The sequence below is a fragment of the Microbacterium sp. JZ101 genome (genome assembly GCF_053903175.1).
Genome location: NZ_CP096400.1, coordinates 1,359,345 through 1,375,662, shown reverse-complemented (window position 1 = coordinate 1,375,662; position 16,318 = coordinate 1,359,345). Strand labels below are relative to the sequence as shown.

Below are 16,318 nucleotides of genomic sequence, written 5' to 3'. Positions count from 1 at the left end.
CGGACGCCAGTTTGCCCACATCGTGAGACTGCTCCTACAGTGTGGGATCAGAGCAGGAGCAGGATGACGCTTCAAGGGAGAGGCCGTTTGTGAACGAGTGGTACACGCTGGGAGTCGTCGGACTCGTCATCGTCGGGGTGGTCTTCGCGATCGTGCGGTTCCGCATCAACCCCGTGATCGCGCTCGCGGTCGGTGCGGCCGCGATCGGCCTGCTCACGGGCCTCGGGCCGGTCGACACCGTGACGACCATGACCCGCGGCTTCGGCGACGTCATGATGGAAGCCGGCCTGCTCATCGCGTGGGGCGTGCTCATCGGAGCGATGCTCAACGAGATGGGCGCGATCACACGGCTCGTCGACGGCCTCCTGCGGATGTTCGGCAAGCGCGGCGTGCCCTACGCGCTGGGCCTGTCGTTCGCGACCTACCTGCAGACGATCTTCGTCGACGTCATGATCGTCATCGCCGCACCCCTCGCGCGCCGGATCGCCCCGCGCCTGGGTCGCAACGGCACCGGCATCATGGGCGTCGTCTTCGCGGTGAGCCTCGAGACGGGCATCGTGCTCATGGTGCCGGGCTTCGCGGCGGTCGCGCTCGCGGGCCTCCTCGGCGTGCCGCTCGGCGTCATGCTCATCGGGGGCCTCGTCGTGGTCGTGCCGACCGTGATCCTCACGATCATGCTCATGACGATCGCCTTCCGCCTCGGCTTCTGGAACCCCGAGAAGGACGAGAAGGCGATCGTCGAGGAGCCGACCGATGAGGACGCGGCGGATGGCTCGGCCGACACCGCGCCATCCGCTTCGTCGCCCCGGATCGATCGCACGCGGACGGGCACGGTGCGCACCGCGCTCGGCGGCGTGCCGCACGGATACACGGCCGTCGCCGAGCGCACCGAGCGCGAGCAGCCGCTCCTGCTCCTGTTCGCCCCGATGCTCACGGCCCTCCTGCTCATCGCCGCGCAGGCGGTGCTGACGGTCCTGGCGATCGAGGTGCCGGCGATGCAGTTCATCGGCAATCCGGTTATCGCCCTGCTGTTCGCCGTCATCGCGACCGGCATGATCGGGCGCCGCGCAGTCGGCACGCAGCGCATCGAGAAGTCGCTCGTGAAGGGCTTCCAGGACGGCGGGCAGATCTTCGTGCTCACGGGCGTCGGCGGGTCGCTCGCCGCCGTCATCTCCGAGGGCGACCTCGGCGCCATCCTGCAGGGATACTTCCAGGCGACGACGTTCGCTCCCCTGCTCGTCGTCTGGGTGATGGCCGCCGTGCTCCACATCGCGGTCGGCTCCGTCACCCTGTCGGCGATCACCGCGGCGGGCGTCATCGCGCCGGTCGCGACGAGTCTCGGGCTCGACCCGCTGCTCATCGCCCTCGCGGCCGGCGCCGGAGCGCTCTTCTGCGTGCACGTCACCTCGAACACGTTCTGGCTGCTGCAGTCGTTCCTCGGGCAGTCCGTGCGCGGCGCGCTCAAGACCGTGACCGTGGGCGTCTCCCTCGCCTCCGTCATCGCGCTCGCGATGACCCTCGTCCTGGCGGTGTTCCTCTGATGTCTCCCTTCCGACCCCTCGACGGCGTCCGCGTCCTCGAGCTCGGCAACTACATCGCGGCGCCGACGGCGGGGCGCCTGCTCGCCGACTTCGGCGCCGACGTGATCAAGGTCGAACGGCCGCGCACGGGCGACGAGCTGCGCCGCTGGCGTCTGCACCGCGGCGAGACCTCGATGCTCTACCGCACGATCAACCGCGGGAAGAGGTCGGTCGTGGTCGATCTGCGCAGCGACGAGGGCCGCGCGATCGTGCTCGACCTCATCCGCACGTCCGACGTGCTCCTCGAGAACTTCCGCCCCGGCACCCTCGAGAGGTGGGGCCTCGACGCCGCCGCGCTCGAGGAGGCGAACCCCGACCTGATCGTCGCGCGGATCTCCGCGTTCGGCCAGAGCGGCCCCCTGTCGCACCGGCCCGGCTTCGCCGCCGTCGCCGAGGCGTACGGCGGCTTCCGCGAGCTCGTCGGAGAGCCCGGGCGACCGCCGAGCCGCACGGGCGTCTCGATCGGCGACACGATCGCGGGCATCTACGCGGCGTTCGGCATCGCCATGTCGCTCTTCGCGCGTCTTCGAGACGCGGGTCGGCTGCGCGAGACGCCGTTCGGCGATCGCGTGATCGACGTCGCGCTCAACGAGGCGATGCTGTCGGTGACCGAGTCCCTCGTCCCCGACTGGGAGGCGTACGGTGTGCGTCGCGAGCGCACGGGAGGGCGGATGGAGGGCATCGCCCCGTCGAACGCGTACCTGTGCGCAGACGGCAAGAGCATCGTCGTCGCGGGCAACGGAGATGCCATCTACCAGCGGTACATGACGGCGATCGGCCGACCCGACCTCGCATCCGCGCCCGATCTGCAGTCGAACGAGGGCCGGTGGGCCGCGCGCGATCGCCTCGACGACGCGATCGGGGCGTGGGCGGCCACGCTCACGAGCCAGGAGGCGCTCGCCGTGCTCGATGCCGCGGGCGTGCCATCCGGCCCGATCTACACGGCGGAGGATGTCTGCGCCGACGAGCAGTACGCGGCGCGCGACATGATCCAGCGCTTCGACGTCGACGACGGGGAGGGCGTCCGCGAGGGCGTCGGATTCCCCGGCATCGTGCCCGTGTTCGGCGGGCGATCGCTTCCCATCGCGCACGTCGGGCCCGATCTCGGCGAGCACACGCGCGACGTGCTGCGCGAGCTCGGCTGGGACGACGCGCGGATCGACGCCTACGAGGAGGACCTCCGATGACCCTGCAGTACCGCGACGTCACGCTCCGCGACGGCCTCCAGCTCGTCGGCAGGCCGCTGCCGACCGAGCGGAAGGTGCAGCTCGTCCGCGAGCTCTTCACCCTCGGCGTCGAGCACATCGAGGTGGGCTCGATGGCGCGCCCCGACCTCGTGCCCGCGCTCGCCGACACCCTCGACGTCGTCGCCGCCCTGACGCCCGAGGAGCGCGACCGCGTCTGGGTCTGGGTGGCGACCCCGCGACACGTCGAGCGCGCCGCCGCGGCGGGCGTCCGGCGATTCCAGTACTGCTTCTCGGCCTCCGACAGCCACAATCAGGCGAACATCGGCCGCGACACCGAGACCTCGCTCGCGGCGATGCCCGATGCGCTCGCGGCCGCCGCGGAGGTCGGCGGGAGCGTGCAGCTCTGCATCGCGACGTCGTTCACGTGCCCTTTCGAGGGCGTGGTCCCCCTCGAGCGCTTCGCGCGCATCCTCGACGACCCGCGCACCGACGGCGCTGTCGACGTCGTCGTCTGCGACACGCTCGGGCAGGCCCATCCGTCAGAGGTGCGCACGCGCGTCGCGCTGGCCGCGTCCGCGCGCCCCGGTCTCGGCGTCGTCTTCCACGGGCACGACACGTGGGGCCTCGGCGTCGCGAACGCCGCCGCGGCCGCGGATGGCGGCGCGACCGTCGTCGACGGAGCACTCGGCGGCCTCGGCGGATGCCCGTTCGCGCCGGGCGCCTCCGGCAACACCGCCCTGGAGGACCTCGCCTTCGCCTTCCGCCCCGACTGGCTCACTCCCGACGCCTTCGGCACCCTCGTCCGCCTCGGTGAGGAGATCACGACGACGCTCGGCGAGCCCGACCGGTCGCGAGCGCGCTCCGGCGCGCGCAGCCGGGCGAAGGCGTTCCCGTGGGTGGTGACGGAGGCGTGAGCGCATCGCCGCCTCTTTGCATCCCGGTATACCCGGGCAGGCTAGATTGAGGTGATGAGCGACGCATCTCCTGCCGCAGGCTGGTACCCAGATCCGACCCAACGCCACGATCTCCGCTACTGGAATGGTGAGAACTGGTCGGAGCACGTCAGCACCGGCGGAGTGCAGTCCACCGATCCCACGAGCGCACCGGTCGCCCCGGGCACGCGGGAGCCGTCCACTGTTGCGTCGCCGTTGTCGCCCGCGACTCCTCCTGCAAGGCAGTCCGACATGATCGCTGGCGGTATCGCGTCGATGAAGATCCCGGCATTCGGTGCGCGCAAGCACGCCGAGCGACTCCGCGACGAGGTCATCCGCTTGCAGGGACTCATCGAGCAGCATGGTCTTCCGACTCTCGTCGAACTGGAGTCGACGAAGACGCGGATCGAACATGAGGCTCACGACGCACGCAAGCGGGTCAGTGCGGCGGAGGCGGAGCTGCGTGCCCGTCAGGACCAAGCGGAAGAGCTCTCGCACTCCTTGCTCGACCTTCGCACGGCGGTCGAGATCCAGGAGAACGGCCTGTACGACTACGAGCATCCCGCCGAGGACTCGATTGCTCTCGCCACCGAGCTGGCAGCGCTGCGTGTCGATATCAAGGCGGCGGTTCGCGACGGTCGCGCCACCCAGGCGACTTCGGGCTTCACTTTCAACGGCAGCTCCGCGAAGGGCGCCAAGTTCGTCCGCGACATGTCGAAGCTGATGCTTCGCTCCTATAACGCGGAAGCGGAGAACTGCGTGAAGGCAGTCAAGGCGGGCAACCTGCCAACAGCACAGGCCCGCCTGACCAAGGCAATGGAACAGATCGAGCGGCTCGGGACGATGATCGACCTTCAGATCACGCGCTACTACCACCAGCTGCGTCTCCGAGAGCTCGAGCTCGCGAACCGCCACCTTCTCGCTGTGCAGGCAGAGAAGGAAGCTGAGCGCGCTCACCGCGAAGAGCTGAGGGAGCAGCGCAAGGCCGAGAAAGAGCTCCTCGCAGAGAAGGCCCGGCTCGAGAAAGAGCGATCCCACTACGAGAACACGATCCTCGCGCTCGAGCAGAATGGCGACTTCGAAGGCGCCGAACGCATGCGCGCACGGCTCGCCGATGTCGACCATGCGATCGAGAACGTCGATTATCGGGCTGCGAACATCCGAGCCGGATACGTCTACGTCATCAGCAATGTCGGGTCCTTCGGCCCGGACGTGGTGAAGATCGGCTTGACGCGGCGCCTCGAGCCGATGGATCGCGTGAATGAGCTCGGCGACGCTTCGGTCCCTTTCCGTTTCGATGTCCACGCGCTCTTCTTCGCGGACGATGCCGTCACGATCGAGGCGACGCTGCATCAGCACTTCGCCGATCGGAGGATCAACAAGATCAACCTCCGGCGCGAGTACTTCCGCGCCACCCCAACCGAGGTGCTCGACGCACTCAAGGAGCACTCGGTCGAGCTCCTCGACTTCAAGCTCGATCCGGAGGCCGAGGAATTCAAGGCGACGCAAGCACTCGCGGTCTGACTCCGCCATGGATGAAAACATACATACTGTAATGTTTTCATCCACGGCAACGGAGCGGAGGCGCGGATGAGGCATGCGATCGCGACAGCAGGACGGATGGTCGTCGACAACGACTGGGGCGGCGACCCGGATGGCCTCGTGGCGCTCGCGCACCACCTCCTCTCGCCATCCGACGACGTCGTCGGGGTCACGAGCTCGTTCCTCAACCCGATGTTCGGCCCATCCGAGGGCACCGCGGAGGGCGGCCGTGAGCTCGCCGCCGAGCTCCTCACGCGGATGGCGCACGCGCCTCTTCCGCTCGCAGCGGGAGCCGACACCGGGTTCGACGGCCGCCAGCGCGAGACCGCCGCGGCGCGGCTCATCGTCGACGCGGCCGCCCAGGCGACGCCCGACGCGAAGTTGACCGTCGTGTGCGGCGGCCCCCTGACGAACGTCGCCGACGCCATCCGCCTCGCGCCCGACGTCGTCGAGCGGACTCGCCTCCTCTGGGTCGGCGGCCTGCTCGAGGGCGACGGGTTCGAGTACAACCGCGACACCGATGCCGGCGCGGCGACGTTCGTCTTCGCCCAGCCGGAGCTCGAGGTCATCCGCTTCCCGGCCGAGACGTACCGGCTGCTCGCGATCTCGGTCGCCGAGCTCGAGGAGCGGCTGACGTCTTCCGGAGCACTCGGCGGATGGCTGTGGGAGCGCTACGAGCAGCTGCCGCTCCCCGAGGGGGTCGCGATCGACCCGGTCTGGCCGCTCGGCGACAGCGCGCCGCTCGCGTTCACGGCGCTCCGGCACGCGCGCACGCGGACCGTTCCCGGACCGCTCCCCCAAGAGCTGGTGTGCGTCGATCTCGACGAGCGCCTGATCATCGAGGACCTCTTCGCACGGCTCCGTCTCGCCGCGCGCTGAGCCGGTCGTTCACTCCGCGAGCGACGCCTCGACCTGCGCGTACAGCTCCCGCGACGCCGTGAACCGCGCGTCGTCGTCGGGCTGCCCCAGCACGACCGCGTAGACGCGGGTCGTCTCGCCGTCTCCGCCCGGCACATCCTTGGCCGAGAGCAGGCTGCTGCCCTCGAGAGTGCCGGTCTTGATGCCGACGACACCCGGATCCGCGAGCAGGTCGTTCGTGTTCTCGACCAGCCCTGCGCCCGGGAGGTCCACAGACGGCGTCGCGACGATCTCCGCGATCACCGGGTTCTCGAGCGCAAGGCGCCCGAGCTCGATGAGCGCCTCCGGCGTGGCCGTGTTGCGGGTGTCGATGCCGGTCGGCTCGACCATCGTGATCCCGTCAAGGCCCTTCTCGGACACGAAGGCGGCCGCGGCTGTCGCGAATGCCGCCTCGTCACCCCAGATGCTCGTCACGAGGATGTCGGCGTAGTTGCAGGCGGAGCCGATCAGCATCCCCTGGAGCAGCTGGCGCTGCGTGAGCATCCCGTCGACCGGGATCTTCAGGGCGGACTCGCCTCGCGCGATGTAGTCCCGGTACGCGATGTCCCACTCCTCGGTGAACCAGTAGTCGCCGCCCTGCTCACCGGGTTCGAGCGGACGCTCCTCGAGCACCATGAGCGCCGTCACGACCTTCGAGATGCTCGCCATCGGCACGGGCGCGTCCGAGCTCGCGACGACGTCTCCATCGGCGATCGCGACGGCGGCCTGCCCCTGCGACGGCCAGTCGATGCCGTCGACGACCGCCGACGATGAGGCCTTCGACGCCCACGTGACGAGCCCGACGATGAGCGCCGCGGCGACCGCGACCACCGCGACGACGATCGCGATGCGGATGGCCGCAGGCCGACGGACAGAGGAGGTGATCACACTCCAGTGTGTCCCGCGAGGCGGAGCGCGGACATCCGGGATGTCCCTGAATCCGCGGACTCAGCGCGCGCGCTCGCGGCTCGTCCAGCGGGCGACCGCGTACAGCACGCCGCCGAGGGCGAGAAGAGCGGCCCCGAAGGCCCACACGATCGGGCGCTGCTGGGTGAGCAGCACGATGCACGACGCGATGCCGAGGACGGGGACGAACGTCCACACGCGGAAGTGCGGATGGCCGACACGGTCGCGACGCAGGACGAGCACCGAGATGTTCGCGCTGAGGAACACGAAGAGGAGGAGCAGGACGACGGTCTCCGCGAGCGTCGCGAGGTCGCCGATCAGGGTGAGCGCCATCGCGACGACCGACGTCGCGACGATCGCGACCCACGGCGTCTTCCGGTTCGGGAGAACCCGCGCGAACGCGCCCGGCAGCATCCCCTGCTCCGCCATGCCGTAGGTGAGTCGGCTGGCCATGATCATCGTGAGGAGCGCTCCGTTTGCGACCGCGACCAGGGCGATCGCGCTGAAGAGCCACGAGGGGACGGCCACACCAGTCGACTCGACCACCGCGAGGAGGGGTCCCGTGGAGGAGGACAGCTCCTCCGGCGGAAGCGCGATCGCGCTCGCGAGCCCGACGAGCACGTAGACGGCGCCCGCCGCGGCGAGCGCGCCGAAGAGCGCGCGCGGGTACGAGCGGGTGGGGTCCTTCACCTCCTCGATGACGTTCGCCGACGTCTCGAACCCCACGAAGGAGTAGTAGGCGATGATCGCTCCCGCGAGGATCGCGCCCGCCCCGCCCGCGCCATCCGGCAGCTGGGTGACGCGCCCGAGGTCTCCGCCGCCTCCTCCGAGGAGCACGCCCACGACGACCACGACGATGACAAGGCCGCTCACCTCGATGACGGTCATCACGACGTTCGCGCCCATGGACTCGCGGATGCCGCGCGCGTTGATCGCCGCGACGAGGGCGAGAAACGCGATCGCGACGGGAACCGCGGGCAGCTCGACGAAGGTGGCGAGGTACTCCCCCGCGAACGCCAGGGCCAGTCCGGCCGCGCTCACGACACCGGCTGCCAGCATGCTGAACCCGACGAGGAACGACACGAGGCGGTTGCGGAACGCCCGCTCGGCGAACACCGCGGCGCCGCCGGCGCGCGGGTACTTCGTCACGAGCTCGGCGTACGAGCCCGCCGTCAGGAGCGCCATGAGCAGGGCGAGCAGAAGCGGCGCCCAGAGCATGCCGCCGACCTCCTCGGCGAGCACGCCCATGAGCGCGTAGATGCCCGCGCCGAGGACGTCGCCGAGGATGAAGGCGAACAGCAGCGGGGTGGTGATGCCCCTTCGCAGCCGCGTTCCGGTGTCAGAGTCGATCGCCATCCGACCATCCTGTCCGCGACGCGGCGCCCGCGCGCGGGGTTGACGGGGCGGGGCGCACCTGCGATGGACGGAGCCCGAGCATGACGAAGGCCCCTCTCCTCGCGGACGCGAGGAAAGGGGCCTTCCCACTGTGCGACAGCGATCGGTGGAGCTGGGGGGAATCGAACCCCCGTCCAGCGCTGAGTCTCTGGGGCTTCTCCGGGCGCAGTCTGTGAAAGCGTTCTGCTCGGCTCCGACCTTTGTCACAGACACCTAAGTCGACGAGCCCAGTCGAGAAAGAGTCCCGCACGGCGTCCCGACACCGCCGTGCAGCAAGATCCCTAGATGACGCCAGAGTCCGTGTCGGGATCAACCACGGTCTGACGGACTATCGGGCTCGCTTAGGCAGCGAGGGCGAAGTCAGTGCGCTTGGATTCGGCACTTATTGGTTCGCAGGGAGCGTTTACGAGATAACCCTGCATCCTCGGCCCGCTTCTCGCAGATTCGCAAGCACTGTCGAAACCGATCAGCCCCTGGGAATCCTTCTCGCGAAGGGGACCGCTGTCGCTCTGTGGAGTTGTCACCTCGGGTTTCCCCGAGCACTACAGACTACAACACATCCCGAGCCCCCGCATTCCCGCGCGACCCCGGTCATCCGCCCGTCGGCAGATGTCGATAGCGTGGAAGCGTGATCAGGCTCCTCATGTCCTTCGTCTTCGGAGCCGGGGTCGCCGCGCTCCTCTTCACGATCTTCGTCGGCGACCGCTTCACGTGGATCTGGATCACCGCGATCATCGTCCTGTCGATCTTCTTCCCCCTCGTGCTCGTCGCGCGGTCGATGGGCTCCCTCGCGGGGCTCCATCCGAAGAAGATCGAAGCCGCCAGGGCCGCGGGGCGCTTCGCCCCCGCCCGCATCGACGCGCTCCGCCGCACCGGCACGACGATCAACGACCAGCCGGTGTGCGAGATCGACGTGTCGGTCGCGCCGGCCGACCGACCCGCCTACCGCACGACCATCCGCCAGCTCGTCGACATCGTGCGGATCCCGCAGTACCAGCCCGGGGCATCCGTGACCGTCGCGCGCCTCGAGGCGGATGCGCCCGAGGTCGCGATCATCGAGGACGAGGTGCCGGATGCCGCGCGGCTGTCGCGTCTGCCCGCACGCGAGCACGTGGCCGAGTGGCAGGATGGCCCGGTCGCGCTGGGCGCAGAGCGCGCGCCGCGCAGGCGCAAGGGAGATCCGATCATCGGCACGGGGCCGAAGGGCCGCGGATGGCGGATCGCCGCCTACGTCGTGCTCGCCCTGGCCGGTGCGGCAGCCGTGCTCGTGCCGGTGGCCGACGACGTCCGGGCCGAGACGCTCACGATCATCACCGGCGAGGACCACGCGTCGATGTTCGCGGAGGGGCGCGTGCAGCGCGCCCTCGCCGCGATCGAGGAGGCCGCGGGAACGGATGAGACGGTGCAGGTGCTCGTGTACGAGGAGTTCGTGTCCGCCGACATGGCGACCGCACCGGGCTCCGACCGGTTCGACACCTTCTTCTACCGGGGCGGCACCGTCGAGAACCAGGGGCCGGCGTCGATCCAGCCGGAGAACCCCGATGCGGAGCGCTTCCGCTTCGACGACATCGCGTGGGCGGCGTTCCCCGAGCTGCTCGCACAGGCGCTCGACGAGGCCGGCCTGACGCGCGACGAGCTCGCCGACGGGCCGTACATGTTCGTCGAGCGCGGCTACGAGGAGGGCGCCCCGGTCGGCATCTCGATCTCCTTCGGCGACGGCTACGCGGACTACGCGTTCATCGGGTCAGCGGACGGCGCGTTCCTCGGCGCCCGCTGAGGCGGATCTCCGAGGCGACCAGCACCCCTTCTCCCCTCTCACCGTCCTCTCGACCGCGATGTCGGAGGCTGGAAATAGTGTTCGAACAACTCCTCTGGCGGAGCTAGAACATACTTTCTAGAATGGTGGGATGGGGATGGCGCTTCCGGTCGAGGTGCTGCGGCTGCAGACCGAGATCAGCAGGATGCAGCGGGCGAGCGCCCGCGTCACGGCGCTGCCCGTGCACGACGCGCTCGCGCCTCTGTTCCCCGAGGGAGGCCTGCGCCCCGGCGCCGTCTACACGCTCGATCCCGCGGCGAGTCTGCTGCTGGCCCTGCTCGCCGAGCCCTCGCGAGCGGGCTCCTGGTGCGCGGTCGTGGGGATGCCCGAGCTCTCGGCGGAGGCGGCCGAGGCCGCGGGCGTCGACCTGTCGCGCTTCGCGCTCGTCCCCGAGCCCGGCGACCGCTGGCTCGCCGCGGTGTCCGCGATCGCCGAGGTCTTCCCCGTGGTCGCGGTGCGCCCCGCCGGGAGCCCGCGCGATGCCGAGGTCGCGCGCCTGACCGCGCGACTGCGCGACCGAGGCGGCGTGCTGCTCGTGACGGGGCCATGGCCGCAGGCCGAGGCGACGCTGCACCTCGAAGATCCCGTGTGGTCCGGCCTCGGCGAGGGCCACGGTCTGCTCACGGCGCGCACCGTCACGGTGTCGTCGTCGGGGCGGCGCTCCCCCGTCCCGAAGCGCGTGCGCGTGCAGCTGCCCGGGCCGCAGGGCGCCCCTGTCGCGGTGCCCCGTCCGGCTCTCGTGCCCGCGGTGGTGCCCGTCCCGGCAGCGGAGGAGCGGATCGACGCGGCGGCGGCCGAACGCGCCGAGCGCGCTCGCGCGGTGCTCGCCCGCGCCGAGCAGAAGACGCGCGCGGCGCGACGCGGATTGGCGGCTGTGGGATGACCAGGGCCATCGTCGTGTGGCTGCCGGACTGGCCGGTCACCGCGCACCTGCGGACCGTGTCGCGCGACGCGGCACGCCGGGCCGCACGCGACCCGCGGGCCCGCCAGGCGAGCGCTCCCGCGACCGCCGCGGCGGCGACCGCCGCTGCGACGGTCGCCGCCGCTCCGCCGGTCGCGATCCTGCACGCCAACCGCGTGGTCGCCTGCTCGGCGGCGGCGCGCGCCGAGGGGGTGCGCCGCGGACAGCGCCGCCGCGACGCGCAGGCGGCCTGCCCCTCCCTGCAGCTCGCCCCGGCCGATCCGGGGCGCGACGAGCGCGCGTTCCTGCCCGTGCTCACGCGCCTCGACGAGCTCACCCCCGGTGTGCAGCCCTTGCGGCCGGGCCTCGCCGCAGTGCGGGCTCGGGGCCCCGCCCGCTTCTACGGCGGGGAGGAGCCCGCCGCCCTCGCCCTCATCGAGGCGCTCACGGCGATGGGGCTCCCAGGAGCCCGCGCCGGCGTCGCCGACGGCGTCTTCACCGCCGAGCGCGCCGCCCGCCTGACGCGCGCGGACGCCCCCGTCCGCTGCGTGCCGCCTGGAGCATCCGCCGACTTCCTCGCGCCCCTCTCCATCGCGGCCATCGAAGACGACGCCCTCGTGGGGCTGCTCGCGAAGCTCGGTGTGCAGACCCTCGGCGATTTCGCCGCGCTCGACGGCGAGCAGGTCCGCGCACGACTCGGCGAGCACGGCGTGCGGCTGCACGATCTCGCACGCGGCGCGGACTCCCGTCCCGTCGAGCCGCGCACGCCGCCGCCCGAGCTCGCGCGCGAGCTCGATCTCGAGCCGCCGCTCGAGCTCGCCGATCAGATCGCCTTCGCCGTGCGCCAGACGTGCGACGACGTCTGCACCGCCCTCGGCGAAGCAGGGCTCGTCTGCACCGAGGCCCGGATCATCCTCACCGACGACCGCGGCACGCGCAGCGAGCGCGTGTGGCTGCATCCCACGCGGTTCGACCCTGCGGCCCTCGTCGACCGCGTGCGCTGGCAGCTGCAGGCTGCCGCCGACGACGGCGGCGACCTCATCGGCGGCATCGCGCACGTCCGCATCGAGCCCGAGGCCGTCGACGACAGCGTGCATCACCAGCCGACGCTCATCGGCCAGGGCCCCGACGAGCGACTCCATCACGCGATGTCGCGCGTGCAGGCGATGCTCGGGCACCGCGGCGTCGTCACCCCTGCCGTCGGCGGCGGGCGCTGGCTGCAGGAGCGCGAGGTGCGCGTGCCGTGGGGCGACGGGGAGCGGCCGGCTCAGCGACGCGACGCGCCGTGGCCGGGATCGCTGCCGCAGCCGCTGCCGAGCGAGGTGTTCCGCCATCCGAGGCGCACGCGCATCTCCGGCCAGGGCGGCGCGGAGGTCTCCGTCGACGACCGCGGGCTGCTCACGGCGGCGCCCGCGGTCATCGACGGGCGCCCCATCACGGCATGGGCAGGGCCGTGGCCCGTGATCGAACGCGGATGGGACGGCGAGCGGATGCGGCGAGCGCACCGCTTCCAGGTGGTCGACGCGGAGCAGACGGCCTGGCTCATCGTTCTGGAGGACGACGCCTGGTGGATCGAGGGGAGGTACGCCTGATGGGATGGCACAACCCGCCCGTGCGCTGGTCGGAGCTCGAGCGCGCGCTGAGCGGGCGTCGCCCCGATCCCGTCCCGGCCGGAGCGGACGGCGGCGACAGCCCCGCGTGGAGCCGCAAGCGCGGCGCGTACACGCCGCCTCCCATCGAGCGCCCGGTCGACGCCATCCCCTATGCCGAGCTGCACGCGCACTCGTCGTACTCGTTCCTCGACGGAGCCTCGTCACCCGAGGCCCTCGTCGAGGAGGCGGAGCGCCTCGGCCTGCATGCCCTCGCCCTCACCGACCACGACGGCTTCTACGGTCTCGCCCGCTTCGCCGAGGCGGCCGAGACGACGAGCGTCAAGACCGTGTTCGGCGCCGAGCTCTCGCTCGGGCTCTCCGAGCCGCAGAAGGGTCATGCCGATCCCGAGGGCGATCATCTGCTCGTGCTCGCCCGCGGCGAGGAGGGATACCACCGGCTCTCGGCCGCGATCACGCACGCGCAGCTGCGCGGAGGGGAGAAGGGGCGCCCCCTCTACGACCTCGAGGAGCTCGGCGCGCAGGCCGGCGGCGAGTGGGTCGTCCTCACCGGGTGCCGCAAGGGCGCGGTGCGGAGGGCGCTCGATGCCTCGCTGCGCGGAGGAGGAGATCTCGAGCGCACGGGGCGCGAGCTCGAGCGCCTCGTCTCGCTCTTCGGCCGCGACAACGTGAACGTCGAGCTCACGGACCACGGCGATCCGCTCGACTCGCCCCGCAACGACGCGCTCGCGGCGCTCGCCGGCCGCCTGCACCTGCCGACCGTGGCGACCAACAACGTGCACTACGCCTCGCCGCACGACGCCCAGCTCGCGACGGCGATCGCGGCCGTGCGCGCGAACCGCAGCATGGACGATCTGGACGGCTGGCTCCCCGCGCACACTGCGGCGCACCTGCGCTCGGGCGCCGAGATGACGCGGCTCTTCGCGCGCCATCCCGGGGCGGTCGAGCGCACCGTGCCGCTCGCCGACGAGCTCGCCTTCCCGCTGCGGCTCGCGAAGCCCGCGCTGCCGAAGCTCGATCTCGACGACGGATGCACGCCGATGGAGCATCTGCGCCATCTCGTCTGGGAGGGCGTCGACCGGAAGTACCCCGGTCGCCGCGAGGAGGTGCGCACGCGCATCGAGAAGGAGCTGCGCGTCATCGAGGAGAAGGACTTCCCCGGCTACTTCCTCATCGTCCACGGCATCGTGCAGGAGGCCCGCCGCCGCGGCATCCTCTGCCAGGGTCGGGGCTCCGCCGCCAACAGCGCCGTCTGCTACCTGCTCGACATCACCGCGGTCGACGCGATCTTCTACGACCTCCCCTTCGAGCGCTTCCTCTCCGCGCTGCGCGACGAGGAGCCCGACATCGACGTCGACTTCGACTCGGATCGGCGCGAGGAGATCATCCAGTGGGTCTACGACGAGTACGGCCGCGAGCGCGCGGCGCAGGTCGCGAACGTCATCCAGTACCGGCCGAAGAACGCCATCCGCGACATGGCCAAGGCCCTCGGCTTCTCCCCCGGCCAGCAGGACGCCTGGTCGAAGCAGGTCGAGCGCTGGGGCGCCTCGGTCGACACCGGTCCCGACCACGACATCCCCGAGCAGGTGCTCGCGTACGCGACCGAGCTGCTCAAGGCGCCTCGGCACCTCGGCATCCACTCGGGCGGGATGGTGCTCACCGAGCGCCCCGTGGGCGAGGTCGTGCCCATCGAGCACGCCCGCATGGAGAAGCGCACGGTCATCCAGTGGGACAAGGACGACGCGGCGTGGATGGGTCTGGTCAAGTTCGATCTGCTGGGTCTCGGGATGCTCGCGGCGCTGCAGCACTGCTTCGACATCATCCGCGAGGCCACAGGCGAGGAGTGGCGGCTCGAGACGCTCCCGCGCGAGGAGGCCGCGGTCTACGACATGCTGTGCCGCGCCGACTCGATCGGCGTCTTCCAGGTGGAGTCGCGCGCGCAGATGGGCCTCCTCCCCCGGCTGCAGCCGCGCTCGTTCTACGACCTCGTCGTGCAGATCGCCCTCATCCGCCCCGGTCCGATCCAGGGTGGGGCCGTCCATCCGTTCGTGAAGCGGAAGGCCGCACTCGAGGCCTACCGCCGCAAGCACCCGGATCTGTCGTACGACGCGTGCGTCGCGGCGGTCGTCGAGTACCCCCACCCCAAGCTCGAGCCGGTGCTCAAGCGCACGCTGGGCGTGCCGATCTTCCAGGAGCAGCTCATGCAGATGGCGGTCGCCGTCGGCAACTGCGACGCGGGCGAGGCCGACCTGCTCCGTCGGGCGATGGGCTCCAAGCGCGGGCAGGAGAAGATCGAGACGCTCAAGAAGAAGCTCTACGCGGGGATGGCCGAGAACGGCATCACGGGAGAGCTCGCCGACGACCTGTACGGGCGCATCCAGGCGTTCGCGAACTTCGGCTTCGCCGAGTCGCACTCGCTGTCGTTCGCGCTGCTCGTCTACGCCTCGTCGTGGATCAAGCTCCACTACCCCGCCGCATTCCTCGCAGGGCTCCTCCGCTCGCAGCCCATGGGCTTCTACTCGCCCGCATCGCTCACGGCAGATGCGCGTCGACACGGCGTGCGCGTGCGCCGGCCCGACATCAATCTGTCGGGTGCGACCGAGGAGCTCGAGCCCCTCGAGCGCGCCGATGAGCCTGCGCACCGTGTGCACAGCCGCGAGACCATCGGCGCGTCGCGCAGGGCGCCGACCGGACGGGAAGCGTGCCGTGAGCACGACCAGCCTCCCGTCGGCGACTTCGACCGGAGCGCGCCCGACGAGTCGGAGGCGCACCGACGCGATGGCGCGCACGCCGTTCGCCTCGGCCTGGCCGGGGTCACCGGCATCGGCCTCGCCACCGCGAAGCGGATCGTCGCCGAACGCGCCGCGAACGGCCCGTTCACCGACCTCAACGGGCTCGTGCGGCGCACGGGCGTGACCGAGGCGCAGGTCGAGGCGCTCGCCACGGCGGGGGCCTTCGAGGGCCTCGGGATGACCCGTCGCGAGGCGATCTGGATGGCCGGCTCGGCGGCGCTCGATCGCGCGGAGTTCCTGCCGGGCACGGTCGCGTCGGTGCAGCCGCCGCTCTTCCCCGACCCTTCGAGCTTCGAGCGCCTGGCCGCGGACCTGTGGGCCACGGGCATCTCGGTCAACGACCATCCGCTCGCGCACTACCGCGTGCAGCTCAACGGCCGGGGCGTGCTGCCGTCGACCGCGCTGCGCACGCACGAGTCCGGTCGCCGCGTCGAGATCGCGGGCCTCGTGACCCACCGGCAGCGCCCGGCGACCGCATCGGGAGTGACGTTCCTCAACCTCGAGGACGAGCACGGGCTCATGAACGTCATCTGCTCGACGGGCGTCTGGAACCGCTACCGACGCGTGCTGCGCGACAGCCCTGCGCTCATCGCACGCGGCATCCTCGAGCGCTCACCCGAGGGCGTCGTCAACCTCCTCGCCGACGCGTTCGAAGACCTCCGCGTCGGGGTCAAGCACAACTCGCGCGACTTCCAGTGACCGCATCATGGCCTGTGGATAACTGCCGCGTCCGCGCCGCGAGCGCACTACCGTGACAAGC

The 16,318-nt window shown here is 71.1% G+C and carries 11 protein-coding genes and 1 other RNA gene; 9 read left to right on the top strand and 3 right to left on the bottom strand.

Annotated features, from left to right (window positions below; genetic code table 11):
* The first annotated feature begins 89 nt into the window (after nt 1-89).
* The 5 genes from M1D56_RS06280 (at nt 90) to M1D56_RS06260 (ending at nt 6,120) form a co-directional block, all read left to right on the top strand.
* Nucleotides 90-1,541, top strand: coding sequence for a GntP family permease (locus M1D56_RS06280; RefSeq protein WP_456284994.1), 1,452 nt, complete (start codon nt 90-92; stop codon nt 1,539-1,541).
* A complete protein-coding gene (locus tag M1D56_RS06275; RefSeq protein WP_421075328.1) occupies nt 1,541-2,767 on the top strand; it encodes a CaiB/BaiF CoA transferase family protein in 1,227 nt (408 codons plus the stop codon). Before M1D56_RS06280 ends, M1D56_RS06275 begins: the two co-directional genes overlap by 1 nt.
* A complete protein-coding gene (locus M1D56_RS06270; protein WP_456284993.1) occupies nt 2,764-3,681 on the top strand; it encodes a hydroxymethylglutaryl-CoA lyase in 918 nt (305 codons plus the stop codon). Before M1D56_RS06275 ends, M1D56_RS06270 begins: the two co-directional genes overlap by 4 nt.
* A 54-nt stretch (nt 3,682-3,735) precedes the next feature.
* A complete protein-coding gene (locus tag M1D56_RS06265) occupies nt 3,736-5,223 on the top strand; it encodes a DUF4041 domain-containing protein (RefSeq protein WP_456284992.1) in 1,488 nt (495 codons plus the stop codon).
* Nucleotides 5,224-5,289: 66 nt separating this feature from the next.
* A complete protein-coding gene (locus M1D56_RS06260) occupies nt 5,290-6,120 on the top strand; it encodes a nucleoside hydrolase (protein WP_456284991.1) in 831 nt (276 codons plus the stop codon).
* 9 nt (nt 6,121-6,129) lie between these two features.
* On the opposite strand, the gene M1D56_RS06255 is transcribed toward M1D56_RS06260, so the two are convergent.
* The 3 genes from M1D56_RS06255 to ssrA form a co-directional block, all read right to left on the bottom strand.
* A complete protein-coding gene (locus tag M1D56_RS06255) occupies nt 6,130-7,026 on the bottom strand; it encodes a D-alanyl-D-alanine carboxypeptidase family protein (protein WP_456284990.1) in 897 nt (298 codons plus the stop codon).
* Between the two features lie 60 nt (nt 7,027-7,086).
* Nucleotides 7,087-8,400 carry an APC family permease gene (locus M1D56_RS06250; RefSeq protein WP_456284989.1) on the bottom strand — a complete coding sequence of 438 codons (1,314 nt, stop codon included), beginning with the start codon at nt 8,398-8,400 and terminating at the stop codon, nt 7,087-7,089.
* A gap of 143 nt (nt 8,401-8,543) precedes the next feature.
* Nucleotides 8,544-8,913, bottom strand: a transfer-messenger RNA (tmRNA) gene (ssrA, locus tag M1D56_RS06245).
* A 154-nt stretch (nt 8,914-9,067) separates the two neighbouring features.
* Between ssrA and M1D56_RS06240 the strand changes: the two genes are divergently transcribed.
* The 4 genes from M1D56_RS06240 (at nt 9,068) to M1D56_RS06225 (ending at nt 16,257) form a co-directional block, all read left to right on the top strand.
* Nucleotides 9,068-10,216 (top strand): hypothetical protein, encoded by a 1,149-nt coding sequence (locus M1D56_RS06240; protein WP_456284988.1) that lies wholly within the window; start codon nt 9,068-9,070, stop codon nt 10,214-10,216.
* A 130-nt stretch (nt 10,217-10,346) separates the two neighbouring features.
* Nucleotides 10,347-11,138 carry a hypothetical protein gene (locus M1D56_RS06235; RefSeq protein ID WP_271173960.1) on the top strand — a complete coding sequence of 264 codons (792 nt, stop codon included), beginning with the start codon at nt 10,347-10,349 and terminating at the stop codon, nt 11,136-11,138.
* Nucleotides 11,135-12,748: a DNA polymerase Y family protein gene (locus M1D56_RS06230; protein ID WP_456284987.1), complete on the top strand. Its 1,614-nt coding sequence runs from the start codon at nt 11,135-11,137 to the stop codon at nt 12,746-12,748. Before M1D56_RS06235 ends, M1D56_RS06230 begins: the two co-directional genes overlap by 4 nt.
* Complete coding sequence (locus M1D56_RS06225; protein ID WP_456284986.1) at nt 12,748-16,257, top strand: error-prone DNA polymerase; 3,510 nt, start codon at nt 12,748-12,750, stop codon at nt 16,255-16,257. The genes M1D56_RS06230 and M1D56_RS06225 overlap by 1 nt, the downstream gene beginning before the upstream one ends.
* Nucleotides 16,258-16,318: the final 61 nt, after the last annotated feature.

Bases quoted from the DNA above. Each gene is read 5' to 3' on its own strand.
- M1D56_RS06265 (WP_456284992.1), top strand. From the start codon at position 3,736: ATGAGCGACGCATCTCCTGCCGCAGGCTGGTACCCAGATCCGACCCAA.
- M1D56_RS06270 (WP_456284993.1), top strand. From the start codon at position 2,764: ATGACCCTGCAGTACCGCGACGTCACGCTCCGCGACGGCCTCCAGCTC.
- M1D56_RS06250 (WP_456284989.1), bottom strand. From the start codon at position 8,400: ATGGCGATCGACTCTGACACCGGAACGCGGCTGCGAAGGGGCATCACC.
- M1D56_RS06275 (WP_421075328.1), top strand. From the start codon at position 1,541: ATGTCTCCCTTCCGACCCCTCGACGGCGTCCGCGTCCTCGAGCTCGGC.
- M1D56_RS06230 (WP_456284987.1), top strand. From the start codon at position 11,135: ATGACCAGGGCCATCGTCGTGTGGCTGCCGGACTGGCCGGTCACCGCG.
- M1D56_RS06260 (WP_456284991.1), top strand. From the start codon at position 5,290: ATGAGGCATGCGATCGCGACAGCAGGACGGATGGTCGTCGACAACGAC.
- M1D56_RS06225 (WP_456284986.1), top strand. From the start codon at position 12,748: ATGGGATGGCACAACCCGCCCGTGCGCTGGTCGGAGCTCGAGCGCGCG.
- M1D56_RS06235 (WP_271173960.1), top strand. From the start codon at position 10,347: ATGGGGATGGCGCTTCCGGTCGAGGTGCTGCGGCTGCAGACCGAGATC.